This window comes from Allorhizobium sonneratiae (assembly GCF_023700755.1).
Taxonomy (GTDB): Bacteria; Pseudomonadota; Alphaproteobacteria; order Rhizobiales; family Rhizobiaceae; genus Allorhizobium; species Allorhizobium sonneratiae.
Genome location: NZ_JAMKOJ010000005.1, coordinates 274,717 through 292,355, shown reverse-complemented (window position 1 = coordinate 292,355; position 17,639 = coordinate 274,717). Strand labels below are relative to the sequence as shown.

General features: G+C 57.8%; 15 protein-coding genes. 13 read left to right on the top strand and 2 right to left on the bottom strand.

What is annotated here, in order from left to right; genetic code table 11:
- Nucleotides 1-4 precede the first annotated feature (4 nt).
- Together tmk and NAC44_RS11885 are read left to right on the top strand one after the other, a co-directional pair.
- The gene (gene tmk, locus NAC44_RS11890; protein ID WP_250941003.1) at nucleotides 5-679 is read left to right on the top strand and encodes a dTMP kinase; all 675 of its coding nucleotides are present in this window, start codon (nucleotides 5-7) and stop codon (nucleotides 677-679) included.
- Nucleotide 680: 1 nt separating this feature from the next.
- Nucleotides 681-1,700 carry a DNA polymerase III subunit delta' gene (locus tag NAC44_RS11885; RefSeq protein WP_250941001.1) on the top strand — a complete coding sequence of 340 codons (1,020 nt, stop codon included), beginning with the start codon at nucleotides 681-683 and terminating at the stop codon, nucleotides 1,698-1,700.
- A gap of 4 nt (nucleotides 1,701-1,704) precedes the next feature.
- Here NAC44_RS11885 and NAC44_RS11880 read toward each other — a convergent pair whose 3' ends face one another.
- Complete coding sequence (locus NAC44_RS11880) at nucleotides 1,705-2,505, bottom strand: sulfite exporter TauE/SafE family protein (RefSeq protein WP_250940999.1); 801 nt, start codon at nucleotides 2,503-2,505, stop codon at nucleotides 1,705-1,707.
- A gap of 368 nt (nucleotides 2,506-2,873) precedes the next feature.
- On the opposite strand from NAC44_RS11880, the gene metG reads away from it, so the two are divergent.
- The 4 genes from metG to NAC44_RS11860 are packed head-to-tail and all read left to right on the top strand — an operon-like array spanning nucleotide 2,874 to nucleotide 7,861.
- The gene (gene metG, locus NAC44_RS11875) at nucleotides 2,874-4,439 is read left to right on the top strand and encodes a methionine--tRNA ligase (RefSeq protein WP_250940997.1); all 1,566 of its coding nucleotides are present in this window, start codon (nucleotides 2,874-2,876) and stop codon (nucleotides 4,437-4,439) included.
- A gap of 4 nt (nucleotides 4,440-4,443) precedes the next feature.
- A complete protein-coding gene (locus NAC44_RS11870) occupies nucleotides 4,444-5,226 on the top strand; it encodes a TatD family hydrolase (protein ID WP_250940995.1) in 783 nt (260 codons plus the stop codon).
- Nucleotides 5,227-5,229: 3 nt separating this feature from the next.
- Complete coding sequence (locus NAC44_RS11865) at nucleotides 5,230-6,057, top strand: MBL fold metallo-hydrolase (protein WP_250940993.1); 828 nt, start codon at nucleotides 5,230-5,232, stop codon at nucleotides 6,055-6,057.
- A 19-nt stretch (nucleotides 6,058-6,076) separates the two neighbouring features.
- Nucleotides 6,077-7,861: a chloride channel protein gene (locus NAC44_RS11860; RefSeq protein ID WP_250940992.1), complete on the top strand. Its 1,785-nt coding sequence runs from the start codon at nucleotides 6,077-6,079 to the stop codon at nucleotides 7,859-7,861.
- Nucleotides 7,862-7,960: 99 nt separating this feature from the next.
- On the opposite strand, the gene NAC44_RS11855 is transcribed toward NAC44_RS11860, so the two are convergent.
- Nucleotides 7,961-8,509, bottom strand: a complete 549-nt coding sequence (locus tag NAC44_RS11855) for an RBBP9/YdeN family alpha/beta hydrolase (RefSeq protein ID WP_250940990.1) — start codon at nucleotides 8,507-8,509, stop codon at nucleotides 7,961-7,963.
- Nucleotides 8,510-8,639: 130 nt separating this feature from the next.
- On the opposite strand from NAC44_RS11855, the gene NAC44_RS11850 reads away from it, so the two are divergent.
- From NAC44_RS11850 to NAC44_RS11820, 7 genes are all read left to right on the top strand, one after another.
- On the top strand, nucleotides 8,640-10,301 hold the full coding sequence (locus NAC44_RS11850; RefSeq protein WP_250940988.1) for a tannase/feruloyl esterase family alpha/beta hydrolase: 1,662 nt from the start codon (nucleotides 8,640-8,642) through the stop codon (nucleotides 10,299-10,301).
- Nucleotides 10,302-10,513: 212 nt separating this feature from the next.
- The gene (locus tag NAC44_RS11845) at nucleotides 10,514-11,920 is read left to right on the top strand and encodes a DegQ family serine endoprotease (RefSeq protein WP_250940986.1); all 1,407 of its coding nucleotides are present in this window, start codon (nucleotides 10,514-10,516) and stop codon (nucleotides 11,918-11,920) included.
- A complete protein-coding gene (locus NAC44_RS11840) occupies nucleotides 11,917-13,233 on the top strand; it encodes a replication-associated recombination protein A (RefSeq protein ID WP_250940984.1) in 1,317 nt (438 codons plus the stop codon). Before NAC44_RS11845 ends, NAC44_RS11840 begins: the two co-directional genes overlap by 4 nt.
- On the top strand, nucleotides 13,230-13,787 hold the full coding sequence (locus NAC44_RS11835) for an MOSC domain-containing protein (protein WP_250940982.1): 558 nt from the start codon (nucleotides 13,230-13,232) through the stop codon (nucleotides 13,785-13,787). The genes NAC44_RS11840 and NAC44_RS11835 overlap by 4 nt, the downstream gene beginning before the upstream one ends.
- Nucleotides 13,788-13,947: 160 nt before the next feature.
- Entirely contained in the window at nucleotides 13,948-14,619 is a 672-nt protein-coding gene (locus NAC44_RS11830; protein ID WP_250940980.1) for a LysE family translocator, read from the top strand.
- A 249-nt stretch (nucleotides 14,620-14,868) separates the two neighbouring features.
- On the top strand, nucleotides 14,869-16,443 hold the full coding sequence (locus NAC44_RS11825; protein ID WP_250940979.1) for a DUF1800 domain-containing protein: 1,575 nt from the start codon (nucleotides 14,869-14,871) through the stop codon (nucleotides 16,441-16,443).
- A 13-nt stretch (nucleotides 16,444-16,456) separates the two neighbouring features.
- Entirely contained in the window at nucleotides 16,457-17,623 is a 1,167-nt protein-coding gene (locus NAC44_RS11820; RefSeq protein ID WP_250940978.1) for a DUF1501 domain-containing protein, read from the top strand.
- The last annotated feature ends 16 nt before the right edge of the window (nucleotides 17,624-17,639 follow it).

The window sequence follows — 17,639 nt, the reverse complement described above, 5'->3', positions numbered from 1 at the left end:
TTACGTGTCTGAAAATCGGGGTCTGTTCATAACGTTTGAAGGTGGAGAAGGCACGGGAAAATCCACCCAGATCGCGCTTTTGACTGAAAGGTTGACCGGTCTCGGCTTCGAATGTGTCAAGACCCGTGAGCCGGGTGGTTCGCCATCCGCCGAGGCTCTGCGTCATGTGCTTCTTTCGGGTGCGGCAGAGGCTTTTGGCTCTGAGATGGAGGCCATTCTCTTTGCTGCGGCCCGATATGACCATGTCGATGCCTTGATCCGTCCTGCGCTCCGGGCGGGCAGGGTGGTGCTCTGCGACCGCTTCATGGATTCATCGCGCGTTTATCAGGGCCTGAGCGGCACCATGGATATGGATTTTATCGACAAGCTGCAAATGCTGGCTGTCGATGGCGCGGTTCCCGATTTGACACTGGTTCTCGATCTGCCCGCATCCAGCGGTCTTGCCCGTGCCCAGGCTCGGGCGGAGGCGGCGGGGCTTTCTGCCCCGGACAGGTTCGAGAAGGAAACGAATGAGGTTCATGAAGCGCGCCGTCAGGGCTTTTTGCAGATTGCCGCCGCAGAGCCGGAGCGCTGCCGGGTGATCGATGCCGCCATGAGCAGAGAGCAGGTGGCAGACGCCATTTTTGCCGAAGTCCAGCCCTTGCTGCACCGGCTCAGGCCGACCCGGAAGGAGTGTTGAGATGGAGGCGACAGCCCTGCTTGACGGCGCAATTTCCCCCGCCCGCAACACAGCCCTCTATGGTCATGAGGTGGCGGAACAGTTTCTTGCTGATGGCTATCGGTCCGGCAAGCTGCATCACGCCATTCTGGTCGAAGGGCCAGAAGGTATTGGCAAGGCAACGCTTGCTTTCCGTTTCGCCCACCATGTTCTATCACATCCTGAGCCGGAACTGGCTCCTGCCAGTCTCTCCGATCCAGACCCCGAAAGCAGCATTGGCCGCCAGATTGCCTCTGGCGCATCGCATCATCTGCTGCATGTTACCCGCCCGCGCGATGAGAAAACCGGGCGTGCCAAAACCGCGATCACCATCGAGGAAATCCGCAAGGTCGGCCATTTCTTTTCCCAGACATCGGGAACGGGAAACTGGCGGATCGTCATTCTCGACCCGGCGGATGACATGAACCGCAACGCCGCCAACGCCATTTTGAAAGTGCTGGAAGAGCCGCCGAAGCGGTCGCTATTTCTCGTTCTCTCCCATGCGCCGGGAAAACTTCTGCCCACAATCCGTTCACGCTGCCTGCCTTTGCGGTTGCAGCCACTCAGCAAGGTCCATCTCCTGAACGCCATGGATAAACTGGGCATTGCCGTGCAGCCGGATCAACAGGCGCAGCTTGCGGCCCTTTCTAGCGGCAGTGTGGCTGAGGCGCTGAAGCTTTTGAATTACGGCGGACTGGAGATCATTCAGGCCTTTGACGACATTCTGGCAAGCGAAGGGGCCGAGGCGCGGTTCAAGATGCATAAGTTGGCGGATGTTTTGTCGGCAAAAGACAGCGATGTGATCTTTCAGTTTTTTATCGATCACCTGATCGAACATGTCTGCGAAGGAGCCCACGCTGCCGCCATGAGGGGCGATCTTGGCCGTGCAGACCATCTCTCACGCCTTGCCAGCACTGTCACCGAACGCATCGGCCTTGCCAGCGCCTATAATCTCGACCGCAAGCAAACGCTTCTCGATCTTGTCGCCGATGTGCGTGGTTGACGTTTTATAATTTGATCAGCTTGACCGCAACGATGGCCAGCACGACGGCCAGCACGGTGCGCACGATCTTCTCCGGCATTTTCGGCGCGACATAGCTGCCGATGACGATGCCGGGAATGGAGCCGATCAAAAGCGAGCCCAGCATCACCCAGTTGACGTCGCCGATGATCCAGTAGCCGACGCCGCCGATGAGCGTCAGCGGGATGGCGTGGGCAATGTCGGAGCCGACGATTTCGCTGATGGCGGCGCGATGATAGAGAAACAGCAGAACCGTGACCCCGATTGCGCCAGCGCCCACCGAGGTCATCGTTACCACCACGCCAAGTGTCAGGCCAAGCGCCACGGTGGCAATCGCAATCGTCCGGGGTTTTGGCGCCTGTGCGCGGGTGAAAAATCGTGTTTCATAGCGCATCAGCACATCGCGGAACAGAAGGATGATCGCCGTTCCCAGCAGCATGATGCCGAGGGAGGTCGTCAGCAGGGTTTCCGCATGAGCACTTTTGCGGTCCGTGCCGCTCATCAGCCAGAGGGTGACAGCCGTTGCCGGAATGCTGCCAAGCGCCAGCAGCGATACCAGCCGCCAGCGGATATTGCCCTGACGGCCATGCACCACGGCACCGGCCATTTTGGTGATGGAGGCATAGAGCAGATCGGTGCCGACTGCCGTTGCCGGATGTATGCCAAAAAGCAAGACCATCAAGGGCGTCATCAGTGAGGCGCCACCGACACCGGTGATACCGACCAGTGCCCCGACCAGAAAACCGGACAGCGACACCAAAGGATCGAATGATAAATGACCCAGCAAACTTTTCCCCTCTGACAAGCCTGCCTTCTGGCAATCTTGTCCCTTGATAACTTCAGAAAGCCACCGGTTTCCCGGTTGTTATGCCCTTTTGCTCACAGGTGTCTGTCCTGTTGCAATGAATGACGTATTTTCAAACAGTTGGGACCTATAGCATTTCAGGACAAATCCCGCCAAAGTTTTTCAGGCTCAGCTTTGCCCCGGCTGGAGAAAAACTCTCTTCCAGGCTGGAGTGTACAGGTATTTGTTTCTCATCGGCCTTTGGGCCGGAAATGTCATTTCCCGGAAACTTGATGTTTCGCTTGTCGCCAACATGCGATAAGAGCGGTGCCATCCTCAAGAACGAGAAGCGGACTGCAAGGGCCGACCCGATGAAAGACACCTATTATATCACCACCGCCATTTCCTATCCCAACGGCAAACCGCATATCGGCCATGCCTATGAGCTGATCGCCACGGATGCCATGGCGCGTTTCCAGCGGCTGGACGGGAAAGATGTGTTCTTTCTGACAGGCACCGACGAGCACGGCCAGAAAATGCAGCAGACCGCCCGCAATGAAGGCATTACGCCGGAAGCGCTGGCAAAGCGCAATTCCGATGAATTCCGTGCCATGGGCAAACTGCTCAACGCTTCCAACGACGATTTCATCCGCACGACCGAACCGCGCCATCATGTTGCCAGCCAGGAAATCTGGAAGCGGATGGAAAAGAACGGCGATATTTATAAAGACAGCTATGCCGGCTGGTATTCTGTGCGGGATGAAGCCTATTACGCCGAGGAAGAAACCGAAGTCCGCGCCGATGGCCTTCGCTATGGGCCGCAGGGCACGCCGGTGGAATGGGTGGAGGAAGAAAGCTATTTCTTCCGTCTTTCCGCCTATGAAGACCGGCTCTTGAAACTCTATGAGGATCAGACGGATTTCATCGGTCCGAACGAGCGGCGCAACGAGGTGATGTCCTTCGTCAAGTCCGGTCTCAAGGATCTCTCTATCTCGCGCACCACCTTCGACTGGGGCATCAAGGTGCCGGGCGATGACAGGCACGTCATGTATGTCTGGGTCGATGCGCTGACCAACTATGTTACCGCGACCGGATACCTGACGGATGAAACAGGCCCGCGCGCCAAATACTGGCCGGCGGATGCCCATATCATCGGCAAGGACATCATCCGCTTCCACGCGGTCTATTGGCCTGCCTTCCTGATGTCGGCGGGCCTGCCGCTGCCGAAGCGCGTTTATGCCCATGGCTTCCTGCTCAACAAGGGCGAGAAGATGTCGAAATCGCTCGGCAATGTTGTCGATCCGGTTAATCTGGTCAACCATTTCGGGCTGGATCAGGTGCGTTTCTTCTTCCTGCGCGAAGTGTCTTTCGGCCAGGACGGTTCCTATTCGGAAGAGGGGATTGCCACCCGCATCAATGCCGATCTTGCCAATGGCATCGGCAATCTTGCCAGCCGTTCGCTGTCGATGATCGCCAAAAACCTCGAAGGTAAGGTGCCGGAACCCGGTCCGCTGACCGATGCCGACAAGGCCATTCTTGCCACCGCTGACGAAGCCATTGCGATCTGCCGCGAGGAAATGTCGCGCCAGCAGATCCACAAGGCGGTGGGCGCGATCATGAACATCGTCAATGAGGCCGACCGTTATTTTGCCGCTCAGGAGCCCTGGGTTTTGCGCAAGACGGATGTGGCCCGCATGGCGACGGTGCTTTATGTCACGGCGGAAGTGGTGCGCCAGATCGCCATTCTGTTCCAGCCGATCATGCCGGATAGTGCGGCTAAACTGCTCGACCTCGTGGCCGTTGCCCCGGATGATCGCGTCTTCGCCAGGCTGGGCGAGGCTGGTCGCCTGACGCCGGGTACGGAACTGCCCGCCGTTTCGCCGGTGTTCCCGCGCTATGTTGCCCCCGAAGCAGACACCAAAGCAAACAAGGCCTGACCTGATGCTGATCGATACCCACTGCCATCTGGATTTTGCCGATTTCGACGCCGAGCGCGACGAATTGGTCAAGCGCGCCCATGATGCGGGTGTGAAGCAAATGGTGACGATCTCCACCCGCGTCGCAAAGCTTGATGGATTGCTGGCGCTGACCGAGCGCTACCCTTCGGTGTTCTGCTCGGTCGGCACCCATCCCAACAATGCGGGCGAGGAGCTGGACATCAGTGCCGACGATCTGGTGCGGCTGGCCGAGGCCCATGACAAGGTTGTGGCGATCGGCGAGTGTGGGCTGGATTATTTCTACGACACCCAGACGCCGGAAGATCAGAAGACCGGCTTTCTGCGCCATATCGAGGCCGCACGCCGCACGCAATTGCCGCTCGTCATCCATAGCCGCAGCGCCGATGAAGACATGGCGGACATTCTGCGGCAGGAGACGGAGAAAGGGGCCTTCCCCTTCATCCTGCATTGCTTTTCCGCCGGTGAAATGCTGGCGAAAACCGGAGTGGAGCTTGGCGGTTATATTTCCTTTTCCGGCATCTTGACCTTTCCGAAATCCGAAGAGCTGCGCGCCATCGCCAAAGACCTGCCACTCGACCGTCTTCTGGTCGAGACCGATGCGCCATACCTTGCGCCAAAGCGCTGGCGTGGAAAACGCAACGAACCGTCCTATGTGGTGAACACGGCGGAGGTTCTGGCTGAGGTCAAAGGGGTGAGCTATGCCGAGATCGCCCGGATCACCACAGACAATGCCTTGCGGCTGTTTGCTAAAATGCCGAGACTCTGACCGATGCCTTATACGCGCCGTTTCACCGTTCTAGGATGCTCCTCGTCACCGGGCGTGCCGAGGATCAACGGTGACTGGGGCGCGTGCGATCCGACCAACCCTAAAAACCGGCGCAGCCGGGCAGCACTTCTGGTTGAGCAGTTTGCCCCCGATGGCGGCGTGACCACGGTGGTCATCGATACAGGACCGGATTTTCGCGAGCAGATGATCCGCGCCGAGGTTTCCCGCATCGATGCGGTGATCTATACCCACTCTCATGCCGACCATCTGCATGGCATCGACGATCTGCGCGGTTTCGCCTTGATGCAGCATCATCGTATTCCCATTCACGCCGATCCGGAAACCATGCGCCGGATTGAGGCGGGCTTCGGTTATTGTCTTAAAACCCCGGACGGCAGCAATTATCCGCCGATCATCAAGTCTGTGCTCATCGACGATATCGATCAGCCGATCAGGATTGAAGGGAAGGGCGGCGCGATAGACTTCCTGCCCCTGCTCCAGCAGCATGGAGATATCATGTCTCTGGGGTTTCGCATCGGCAATGTCGCCTATTGCAGCGATGTCAGCGATTTTCCGGCAGAAACACCGCCGAAAATGCAGGGCCTTGATGTGCTTGTCATCGATGCCCTGCAATATAAGGAACATCCCAGCCATCTGTCCTTGCAGCAATCTCTTGACTGGATCGAGAGGCTTGCCGCGAAACGGGCTATATTAACCCATATGCACACGCCGCTCGATTACGAAACCGTTATGACAAAAACCCCGGATCACGTCGAACCGGCTTATGACATGCTGCGGTTCGAGGTCTTGCTGACCGACACGGATATTTGACCTCGCACTGTAGACCGCCATGCTGAACAAGCCGTTTCATTCGCCCAGTACTGCAAGCTTCCTTGATAATATCAGGATTTCGCGCTTGCAGGCCCTGTTTCGTCGCGGCGAACTGGCACTTGTGGTTCTGGCTGTCGGGGTCGGTGCGCTGGCAGGTCTGCTGGTGTCGCTGATGAGCTTTCTCAGCACGGAACTGCACCGGCATGTTTTCGGTGTCGAAGGCACGCTGAGCGGCAGCCATGTCAGCGGCGCCATTGTGCTGATTGGCCCAATCACGGGCGGTATCGTGCTGGGATTGATTTTCTTCATCCTGTCACGCACTCGCAAGCGCCCGATGCTCGATCCCATCGAAGCCAATGCTTTGCATGGCGGCAGGCTGTCCTTGACCGACAGCATTATCGTTACTGTGCAGAACATTATCTCGAACGGCTTTGGTGCGTCTGTCGGGCTTGAGGCAGGTTACAGCCAGATCGCATCCGGCTTTGCCTCGAAAATTGGTGGCAAACTGAAGCTGAGGCGCGGGGATATGCGGATCATCGTCGGCTGTGGCGCTGCTGGCGCGATTGCGGCGGCCTTCGATGCGCCGCTGACCGGGGCCTTTTACGCCATCGAACTGATCATCGGCTCTTATACGGTTACCACCCTTGCGCCGGTGATGGTGTCGGCCCTGACGGCGAAAATCGTTGCCAAGCAGATTATCGACCATGGAATCACGATCAAGGTCGGACGGATCGGCGAGATCACGCCTTCGGACTATGTGCCGGCCATCCTGCTCGGCGTCATCTGTGCGGTGATTGCCATCGTGCTCATGCAGACCGTGTCCCTCATTGAGGAAACAGCGCGCAAAAGCTCGATTTCCCAGACCTTCCGGCCTGTTCTCGGCGGCGTCATCGTCGGATTTTTAGGTATGATCTCGCCTCAGGTGCTGTCCAGCGGACATGGGGCCTTGCATATCAACATGAACACCAGCTCGACGCTGCAGGCGCTGGTGATGGTGTTTCTGCTCAAGTCGCTCGCAAGTGCGGTCTCCATCGGTTCCGGCTTCCGCGGTGGTCTGTTTTTCGCCTCGCTATTCATGGGCTCGCTGATCGGCAAAATTTTTGCCTTTGGCAGTGTGCTGTTTCCCGGCATGAGCCTTGCCCCGGTGATTTATGGCGTCGTCGGCATGAGTTCTTTTGCCGCTGCCGTTATTGGCGGCCCCTTGACCATGAGCTTTCTGGCACTGGAAGTGACCGGCGATTTTCCGATCACTGCCCTGGTTCTGGCTTCGGTCATCACCACATCGCTGGTGGTGCGGGTGTTCTTTGGCTATTCCTTTGCCACATGGCGTTTTCACCTGCGCGGTGAAACCATTCGCAGCGCCCATGATGTCGGCTGGATTCGTGATCTGACCGTGGGCAAGATGATGCGTGCCGATGTACGCTCGGCCAAGCTCTCCATGGGCATTGAGGCATTTCGCAAAGAGTTTCCGCTGGGCTCGACCCAGCGTGTCATCATCATCAATGACGATGGGCGCTATCTCGGCATTGTGCTGGTGCCGGAAATCCATGCCGAGCCGCTGGGTCGGGACGGAGCCGAGCGCAGCCTGGACAGCTATCTGCGTTTCCAGAAAGATGTTCTGTTGCCGACCATGAATGTCAAGCAGGCCGCCGCCCTGTTTGAGGCGACGAAAAGCGAAGCGCTGGCCGTCGTCAGCGACCGCGTGCAGCACCGCCCCATCGGCTTGTTGACGGAGAGCCATACGCTGCGCCGATACAGCGAAGAACTCGACCAGCGCCGTCGCGAGGCCTCCGGCGAGTTTTAGAGCATCGTGCCGAAAATCGTAATCGGCACGATGCTCTATAGCATTTTTCAGGAAAAGTGTGAAACGGCTTCCGTCCGGAAATGCGTGAGAACAAAAGCTCTAGAGACGGCCGAGAAACTGGGCAAAGACCATCGTGCCTTCCGGCCAGGGGCCATGGCCGGATTCGGCATTGATATGGCCTGACTCACCGGCATCAATCAACAGCGCGCCCCAGGCTTTGGCCATCTCGTCGGCATGCTCATAGGAGCCGAAGGGATCATTGCGGCTGGCGACCATCAGTGTGGGGAAGGGCAGTTTCTCGCGCGGATAAGGGCCAAATGTCATCAGGTGTTTCGGCCGGATCGACGGGTTTTCCACCTCAGGCGGTGCAACGAGAAAGGCGCCCGCCACCTTGTTGCGAAAATCCGGGATTGCGTGGATAAGTGAAGGAATGCCCAGCGAATGGGCGACCAGCACGACCGGTTTTTCCGCCCGATTGACTTCTTCCGCCACGCGCGCCACCCAGTCTTCCCGCACGGGTTTAGACCATTCCGCCTGCTCGACCCTGCGGGCGGTGGACAGTTTGTTCTGCCAGCGGCTTTGCCAATGGTCCGGGCCGGAATTGGTGTAGCCGGGAATGATAAGGATATCTGCGTCCGATGCTTTCATGCCGCTTATTTGCGATTGCTTCCACGCAAGGTCAAGAGCGTATTTTCAGTATCGAAATAGATGATATGTGTTGCGCACTATTATGGTTCATGCATAAACAGAGGGTGTCATTTTCATTCGGGAGGAAACAATGAAGGTGAGAACGATTGGGCTGGCTTTGACGGCTCTGATTTTGCCCGGCATCGCGCATGCTGCGGAAACATGTGCCGGGATCGGGCTTGAGGGGCATCATCCTGCGGCAATGACCATCACCGAGACGAAAGAGGTGGCCAATGATCCGGCCTTTCCCAAACCATATTGTCTGGTGCATGGTTTTACCGGTGCGCATAAGGGCATAGACGGCAAGGATTACGCCATTCATTTCGAGATGCGGTTGCCGGATGACTGGAACGGCCGATATGTGCATCAGTTTAATGGTGGCAATGACGGCGTTGTTGTGCCGGCAACGGGGCCATTGCTCGGTGGCAACAAGAAGGACACTGCCCTTGGCCGCGGTTATGCGGTTGTTTCAAGCGATGCCGGTCATGATGGCAATGCCTCTCCGGAAAAGGGGCTGGCGGGTGGCGCGGCCTTCGGCTTCGATCCTGTGGCCCGCATCGATTATGGTTACGGCGCGGTAGAAAAGCTAAACCCTCTGGCCATGGCGCTGACCGAGCAATATTACGGCAAAAAAATTGCCTATCGCTATGGTATCGGTGGCTCGAATGGCGGGCGCCACGGGCTGATGGCTGCCTCGCGCCTTCCCGATCAGTTCGACGGTCTTCTGGTTGGCTATCCCGGCATGAACCTGCCGCGCGCGGCCCTGCAGCATGCACTTGACGTTCAAAGCTGGAGCAAGGTGAACCCGGATATCACCAAAGCCTTTTCCGTGGCCGACATGCAGTTTCTCGCCCAGCAGATCCTTAAGGCCTGCGATGGCATGGATGGCCGGGTGGATGGCGTTGTCAGCAATGCCGATGCCTGCCAGACGCGGTTCAACATCACCTCGCTTGCCTGCAAGCCGGGCCAGACGAAAGACTGTCTGAGCCACGCCCAGATTGCGGCCCTGCGCACAAGCCATAACGGTCCTTATGACAGCCATGGCCATATGCTTTACAGCTCCTGGGTCTGGGATCCCGGGATGGGTTCGAAAAACTGGCGTATGTGGAAGCTGGAAAGCCCGATTGAGGCCTGGCATCACAAACCGATCATCGATGTGATGGGCGCTGCTTCGCTGGCTCAGATTTTCACCACGCCGCCCACGGCTGTTGGCCCGACGCCGGAGGATCTGGAAAAATATCTGCTCGGTTTCGATTTCGATAAGGATGCACCGAAAATCGATGCTGTGAGCGGCCCTTTCACCCAGTCTGCCGTTTCCTTCATGATTCCGCCGGATACGGGCAATCCGCATCTGACCCAATTCCGCAAGGACGGCCACAAGATGATCGTCTTTCACGGCAATGGCGATCCGGTCTTTTCCGTCCTCGATACGGTGAAATGGTATAAAAATCTGGATGACAACAACAATCATCAGGCCGCTGATTTCGTCCGCTTCTATCGCATTCCGGGCATGCCGCACGGAGCAGGCGGCCCTTCCTATGACGATTTCGATTTCTTCACGCCGCTGGTCGACTGGGTGGAGCACGGCAAGGCTCCGGAAGCGGTCAAGGCAGGCATCACACCCGGCAATGAGGAGGCGGCTGGCTTGAACCCGCGCGATTATCTCTATTGCCCCTATCCAAAGATCACCACTTACATCAAGGAAAGGGTGAAGGGAAAACTGACCGGGAAGGGTGAGTTAGTCTGCCAGTAAAAACAGAACGTCTGTCCTCTATAACGCCGGTCTGCCATGGTGGGTTGGGCCGGCGTTTTGCTGTCACGCAGGGCCTCACGCCATTGTCATCGATTTGGCCGATTATCAGCATCAGGATCAGCCTCAAGATTGGTCTGAATGCTTGAAATGCCCTTTTGTGTGGCACATTTTCCAAAAACACATTTGCTGACTATCATGATGAGGACCCTTCCATGCATGGCCTGAAAACCCTTCGTGTCGCCGTGATCGGCCTTTTGTGTTTGAGCGCCGTTCCGGCACTTGCCGAGGACATGAGAACCGTGCCGCAAAGCCGGGAGGAGATGCAGCTTTCCTTCGCCCCCCTGGTCAAGCGCACCCATAATGCCGTGGTCAATGTCTATGCCGAGCGCATCATTCACCAGCGTGTCGATCCCTTCGGCGGCGACCCATTCTTCGAGCAGTTTTTCGGGCAGCATTTTCCAACCCGCACTGAAAAGGAAACCTCGCTTGGTTCCGGCGTGATGGTCGAGGCAAACGGCACCATCGTTACCAACAACCATGTGATCGAGGGGGCTGACGACATCAAGGTGGCGCTGTCCGACGGGCGTGAATATCCGGTCAAGGTGCTGCTGAAAGATCCGCGTCTTGATCTGGCCGTGTTGAAAATCCAGTCGAAGGACGACAATTTCCAGACCATGCCGATTGCCGATTCCGACAAGGCAGAGGTGGGCGATGTGGTGCTGGCCATCGGCAACCCCTTCGGCGTTGGCCAGACGGTGACGAGCGGCATCGTCTCCGGTCTCGCCCGCAATCAGGTGAAGGATGGCGATGTCAGCTTTTTCATTCAGACCGATGCGGCAATCAATCCCGGCAATTCCGGCGGCGCGTTGATGAACACCAAGGGTGAGCTGATCGGCATCAACACGATGATCTACTCCAAGGGAGGCGGCTCGAACGGCATCGGCTTTGCCATTCCCTCCAATCTGGTCAAGGTGTTTCTGGCGGCTGCCGAACATGGCGATAAAAGCTTCGAGCGGCCTTATCTCGGCGCAAGCTTCGAACCCGTCACCTCGGATGTGGCCAATGCGCTGGGCCTGAAGCGGGTTCTGGGCGCACTTGTCGTGAAAACCGACAAGGATTCTCCGGCAGCCAGAGCAGGTCTCAAGGCGGGCGAGGTGATCACTGCCGTCGATGGCATGACCGTAGAACATCCAGATGCGCTGAATTATCGCCTGACCACGGCGGGGCTTGGCAAGACCGTGACCCTGACAGTAATCGATAACGGTCAGGAAAAGCAGGTCAGTCTGCGGCTGGAGGGCCCGCCGGAAACCATCCCGCGCGATGAAAAGACGCTTGCCGGCAACAACCCCTTCGACGGGCTGACGGTTGGCAATCTCTCGCCCCGGCTTGCCTATGAACTGCAGATGCCGACTGACAGCACTGGCGTTGTCGTGACCAGAGTGAAAGACGGCTCGATCTCCGATCAGCTCGGTTTCCAGCCGAAGGACATTCTTCTCTCGATCAACGGAAATGCTGTGCGCTCCAGCGAGGACATGGTAAGACTGGCGCGTGCCAACCCCAATTTCTGGCGGGTTGAAATCGACCGTGATGGCCAGAAAATACGACAGATTTTCCGATGAATGATCTCTTTGCCCCGAAACTGGATGACAGCATGGCCGAAAAACGGCCTTTGGCCGACAGGTTGCGGCCGAAAACGCTGGCAGAGGTGACGGGGCAGGAGCATTTGACCGGGCCGGACGGGGCCTTGACCCGGATGATCGCCTCCGGCTCGCTCGGTTCGATGATCTTCTGGGGGCCGCCCGGCACCGGAAAAACCACGGTCGCCCGGCTTCTTTCCGGCGAATCGGGACTGGCCTTCGAGCAGATTTCAGCGATTTTCTCCGGTGTTGCCGATCTGAAGAAGGTCTTTGAAAGCGCCCGCGCACGGCGCATGTCCGGTCGTCAGACCCTGCTTTTCGTCGATGAGATCCATCGCTTCAACCGCGCCCAGCAGGACAGTTTTCTGCCGGTGATGGAAGACGGCACCGTCATTCTCGTTGGGGCGACCACGGAAAACCCGTCCTTCGAACTCAATGCTGCACTTTTGTCGCGTGCGCGCGTTCTGACCTTCCGTTCGCATGATGAGGCAAGCCTCGAAACCCTGCTGGAACGGGCAGAAGCGATGGAAGGGCGAACACTGCCGTTGAATGATGAGGCCCGCTTAAGCCTCCTCGGCATGGCCGATGGCGATGGAAGGGCGATTTTGACCTTGGCCGAAGAGGTCTGGAGGGCCGCGCGCAAGGATGAGGTGTTCGATAAGGACGGGCTGATCCGCATCGTTCAACGCCGTGCGCCGATCTATGACAAGAGCCAGGACGGCCATTACAATCTGATTTCGGCGCTGCATAAGTCGGTGCGCGGCTCCGATCCCAATGCCGCCCTTTACTATCTCGCCCGCATGTTCGATGCCGGCGAAGACCCGCTTTATATCGGGCGGCGGCTGGTGCGCATGGCGGTGGAGGATATCGGCCTTGCCGATCCGCAGGCGCTGGTCATCTGCAATGCCGCCAAGGATGCCTATGATTATCTCGGCTCCCCGGAGGGCGAACTGGCACTGGCCGAGGCCTGCGTCTATCTTGCCACTGCGCCGAAATCCAATGCCGTCTACACCGCCTTCAAAGCGGCGATGCGGGTGGCGAAGGAGCATGGTTCGCTGGCGCCGCCGAAACATATTCTCAATGCGCCGACCAAGCTGATGAAGGGCGAAGGCTATGGTGATGGCTATCGTTATGACCATGACGAGCCGGACGCCTTTTCCGGTCAGGATTATTTCCCGGAAAAGATCGGGCGTCAGATCTTTTACGATCCTCCGGAACGCGGCTTTGAGCGGGACATTCGCAAGCGGCTTGACTGGTGGGAGAAATTGCGGCGGGAACGAGGAAACAAGGCATGAGTGAGGCTAAAAAGGGTGGTGTGGTGATGAGTGTCAGCGCCAGCCCGGTGCATGGGTTCAGCAAAGCCGTGCTTGAGGAGATCACGCTGATCGAAGGGCAGGGTGTTGCGGGCGATGCCCATCTTGGCGTGACGGTCAAACATCGCTCGCGCGTGGCGGTCGATCCGACCCAGCCCAATCTGCGCCAGGTGCATCTGGTGCAGGCCGAACTCTTCGATGAACTTTCTGAAAAGGGCTTCACCGTCGCCCCCGGTGATATTGGTGAAAACATCGCCACCCGCCACCTTGATCTGTTAAGCCTGCCGCGCGGCACGATTCTGCAGATTGGAGAGGCCGCGCAGGTGGAACTCACTGGTTTGCGCAATCCCTGCCGGCAATTGCATGATTTTCAGCCGGGGCTGACGGAAGCGGTTCTCGATCGGGATGCAAATGGCGAGCTGATCCGCAAGGCCGGCGTTATGGCCGTCGTGCACACGGGTGGTCCTGTCCGATCAGGCGATGCCATCCAGGTGGTGCTGCCGCAAGAACCCCATGCAAAACTGGAAAAGGTCTGAGCGCGTCAGGATGTAAATTGGGTCCAAGGCTTGTCATCAAGCCGTTTTTATCCCAAAACGCTTCCACTCTGAAGCCTGCGCCCTTTGACCGGGCGGTCCCAAGGCTTCGGCCCCCATGCTTTCCCGTCAGGCGAAGGCTGTCCGCGTGACGGAGACCGGAATGCTTTTGATAATGCTGCTGAAAGGTGTTCTGCTGGGCTTTGCCGTAGCAGCGCCGGTTGGCCCGATTGGCACGCTCTGTATCAACCGCACGGTTGAGCATGGCTTCTGGCATGGCGTGGCGGCAGGCATTGGCGCAGCAATTGGCGACATGGTCTTTGCCATTGCCGCAGCAGCAGGTTTTGCCGCGCTTGAAAATACGCTGTCGGCCATCTCGCTGGAACTGAAGCTGGTCGGCGGGACGTTGATCCTGTTGATTGGCCTGCACACACTCAGGCCCCGCCGTGTGGTGCGCGAAGCCAAGATCGAGGCGGCGCATCTGGCGCGTCTTACCGCATCCACTTTCGCGCTCACCATCACCAATCCGGCGACACTGTTTGGGTTTGCCGCCATTTTTGCTGCAGCCGGTCTGGCCGATGCCGATGGCTATGAGCCACTCTTTCTGGTGGCTGGCGTGTTTTGCGGCTCGCTGCTCTGGTGGTTTCTGCTGTGCGGCATGGTCAGCTGGCTGCATCAACGTCTGCCGGATCGCTTTACCAGCTGGATTCAGCGTGGCTCAGCCTGCCTGCTGATCGTCTTCGGGGTGATTTCACTGCTTTTGGCAGCGCGTCAATATTGGGGCTTCGAGCCATTTCTATTCGGCTCTCTGGGCGCAAAAATTACCAAAGCTTAAGATTTCGCGCCACGCTTTTACCGTAATGGCAAGGATAAATCCTTATCCTGTAAAGTCATGATACATGATCACTGATGCTCGTTGCTGAGAGCATTTCCAGGAGAAAAGTGTTTTGCGCTTTTCCGTTCGGAAATGCGCAAAACACAGCATCACTATTTTTGCTTGAGCATAATTTATCTCAAAATCGTCAGGATTCCTGCCAGGGCAGGGGTCTTATTCTGATTGTGTTCCAACCGGATGGGAGGATGCATGACACTGTCCCGTGCCACCATGGCGGCGATACGCTTTGGTTTCGGTCTCAGCCAGGGCGAAACACCGCCGAAAGATGCCGATGCGCTGTTGCAGCAATTGCAGGATGCGCAATTGCATGACCTGCTTTTTCCGCTTGAAGGTATAGAAATTAGGCGGCAAAGGATTTCCGATTATTACGACATCCGCAAAATCCTTTCCGAGCAAGCCAAAAGCGGCGAGCCGATCGGACAGCGCGACAAGGTTCTGAACCGCGATCTCTATAATCGCTTTACGGCCGATGTTTCGGCGCGCATCACCCAGGCTGCCGTTTCACCTTATGGTTTTCATGAGCGTCTGGCGCATTTCTGGGTCAATCATTTCACCGTCAGCGCCGATAAATCCACGGATATGAAACTGCTGGTGCCGCTCTATGAGGCCGAAGCCATTCGTCCGCATCTCTCCGGCGATTTCGCCACGCTGCTGAAACAGGCGTCCTTTCATCCGGCCATGTTGATCTTTCTCGATCAAAGCCAGTCCATGGGGCCGAATTCCAAGGCCGGGCTGAAGCGCAAGGATGGCGGCGTCAACGAAAATTTTGGCCGCGAGGTGATGGAGCTGCACACGCTGGGTGTCAATACAGGCTACAGCCAAAAGGATGTACACCAGCTTTCGCTGCTCTTGACCGGACTGGTCTATGACCGGATGGCTGTGGCCGCAGGCTATGATCGCAACAAGGCCGAACCCGGCTTCTTCACCGTTTTGGGCCACAGCTATACCCGTGATCCCGAGCCGTTGAAAAATGCCAGTGACGTGCTGGATATGCTGGCGCGCGATCCGCGCACCATGACGCATATCAGTACCCAGCTCTACATGCATTTCATCGATGAGGCGCCGAACAAGCCGGTCATCGACAGCATGGTTGCGGCCTGGAAGGCGTCCGACGGCGAATTAACCGCCGTTTATCGCGCCATGCTGGACAGTCCGGATGCCTGGGAGCAACCGGGCCAGAAATTCAAGATGCCCTTCGATTACGTGGTCTCGTCCTTACGTGCTTCCGGCCTGAGCAAGGATCAGATCCTGGGTGAGGATGGCAAGGATTTTGGCCCGATCGTCATGCCGTCCGCTGATGAGGATCTTGCTGCAGCCACATCTGCCAAAGCCACGATGGCCACCGGCCAGATGATGGCACAGGAAATGAATAACAAAGCCATGGGGCAGGGCGCTGCCGCAGCACCGGCAATGATGGCGACAATGCTGCCGCCAAAGCCTGCGCCGCACAAGCGCCCGCCTCTGGCGCGTCAAGCAGCCAATGTCATCGCCTCGCTTGGTGAGCCTGTCTGGCGGCCAAGCGATGCGGCGGGCTTCAAGGACAATTCCGCCCATTGGTTCAGCGCCAGTCAGTTGACCCAGCGCATTCAATGGGCGCGGCAACTGGCAAACCAGATGCCCAACACCACCGATCCCCGCAATTTTGTGGAGGTGGCGCTGGCCGATTATGCCCGCGACGACACCATACAGGTAGCCCGTCAGGCGCCCAGCAGACAGGCCGGGCTGGTGATGACGCTGGTGTCGCCGGAATTCAACAGACGGTAAGAGGAGATAAGCCATGAATGACATGCCGATCCCGCTCTCCCGGCGCGGTTTTCTGGCCTCGGCCTGCTGTGCCGCCGCCTCGCCGCTGTTTACCCCGCTCGCCTTTGCCGAAATGCCGGGCGACAATCGTTTCGTCGCCATCATCCTGCGCGGTGCGATGGATGGGCTCGATCTGGTTCAGCCCTATACCGATCCGGCGTTCAAGCTGGCCCGGCCCGATCTGGCGCTGACACCCGATCAGGGACTGGCCGATCTCGATGGCCGGTTCGGTCTGAACCCGCAAGCAGCCCCACTCATGCCGCTGTGGAAAGCGGGAGAGCTTGCCTTCGTCCATGCCGTCTCCACGCCTTATCGCAATATCCGCAGCCATTTCGATGGTCAGGATATTCTGGAGGCGGGCGGTATGGGGCTGCAATCGAAGGAAAGCGGCTGGCTCAACCGCACCCTGTCGCTGACCAATCGACCTGTTCATGCCATCGATGTCAGCAGCGCGCGCGAAATCATTCTCTCCGGTCCAAATCCTTCCGATGTCTGGTCTCCGCGCTCCAGTATCGGCATGGGCGGCGATGAAATGCAGTTTCTGATCCGGCTTTATCAGGGTGATCCGCAATTTTCTGCCATGCTGAAACAGGCCGTCGGCATCAATGCCTATACCGATCTGCTCTACCAAAGCCAGAAGCGTGGCGATGGAGTGAAGGATATGGCGAACATGGCCGCCTCGCTGCTGAAGGAGCGCTATCGCATCGCCAGTTTTTCCATCACCGGCTGGGATACGCATGTGCAGCAGAAGGAAAACTTTGCTCATGCGATCAGCAATCTTAATGATGCGATCCTGACCCTGAAATCGGGGCTGGGCGCTGATGCCTGGAACAAGACGGTGGTGGTCGCCATCACCGAATTTGGCCGCACCGTGCACCAGAACGCCAATGCTGGCACGGATCATGGCACAGGCGGCTGTTGCATTCTGGCGGGCGGAGCGGTGCGGGGAGGCCGGGTCTATGGCAAATGGCCGGGCATTCAGGACGCCGATTTGCTGGATGGCCGCGACCTCAATCCGACAGGTGATGTGCGCGCCGTTGCCGCGGCCTTTCTGGCCAAGCAGTTTGGCCTGTCAAATAGCGCACTGACCGGAACTGTCTTTCCCGGTCTCAGCCTGGATCAGAAGCCGGATTATATATGATGGCTTGAAAGCACCC

Bases quoted from the DNA above. Each gene is read 5' to 3' on its own strand.
- NAC44_RS11825 (WP_250940979.1), top strand. From the start codon at position 14,869: ATGACACTGTCCCGTGCCACCATGGCGGCGATACGCTTTGGTTTCGGT.
- NAC44_RS11870 (WP_250940995.1), top strand. From the start codon at position 4,444: ATGCTGATCGATACCCACTGCCATCTGGATTTTGCCGATTTCGACGCC.
- NAC44_RS11835 (WP_250940982.1), top strand. From the start codon at position 13,230: ATGAGTGAGGCTAAAAAGGGTGGTGTGGTGATGAGTGTCAGCGCCAGC.
- metG (WP_250940997.1), top strand. From the start codon at position 2,874: ATGAAAGACACCTATTATATCACCACCGCCATTTCCTATCCCAACGGC.
- NAC44_RS11830 (WP_250940980.1), top strand. From the start codon at position 13,948: ATGCTTTTGATAATGCTGCTGAAAGGTGTTCTGCTGGGCTTTGCCGTA.
- NAC44_RS11865 (WP_250940993.1), top strand. From the start codon at position 5,230: ATGCCTTATACGCGCCGTTTCACCGTTCTAGGATGCTCCTCGTCACCG.
- NAC44_RS11885 (WP_250941001.1), top strand. From the start codon at position 681: ATGGAGGCGACAGCCCTGCTTGACGGCGCAATTTCCCCCGCCCGCAAC.
- NAC44_RS11850 (WP_250940988.1), top strand. From the start codon at position 8,640: ATGAAGGTGAGAACGATTGGGCTGGCTTTGACGGCTCTGATTTTGCCC.
- NAC44_RS11845 (WP_250940986.1), top strand. From the start codon at position 10,514: ATGCATGGCCTGAAAACCCTTCGTGTCGCCGTGATCGGCCTTTTGTGT.
- NAC44_RS11820 (WP_250940978.1), top strand. From the start codon at position 16,457: ATGAATGACATGCCGATCCCGCTCTCCCGGCGCGGTTTTCTGGCCTCG.
- NAC44_RS11860 (WP_250940992.1), top strand. From the start codon at position 6,077: ATGCTGAACAAGCCGTTTCATTCGCCCAGTACTGCAAGCTTCCTTGAT.
- NAC44_RS11855 (WP_250940990.1), bottom strand. From the start codon at position 8,509: ATGAAAGCATCGGACGCAGATATCCTTATCATTCCCGGCTACACCAAT.
- NAC44_RS11840 (WP_250940984.1), top strand. From the start codon at position 11,917: ATGAATGATCTCTTTGCCCCGAAACTGGATGACAGCATGGCCGAAAAA.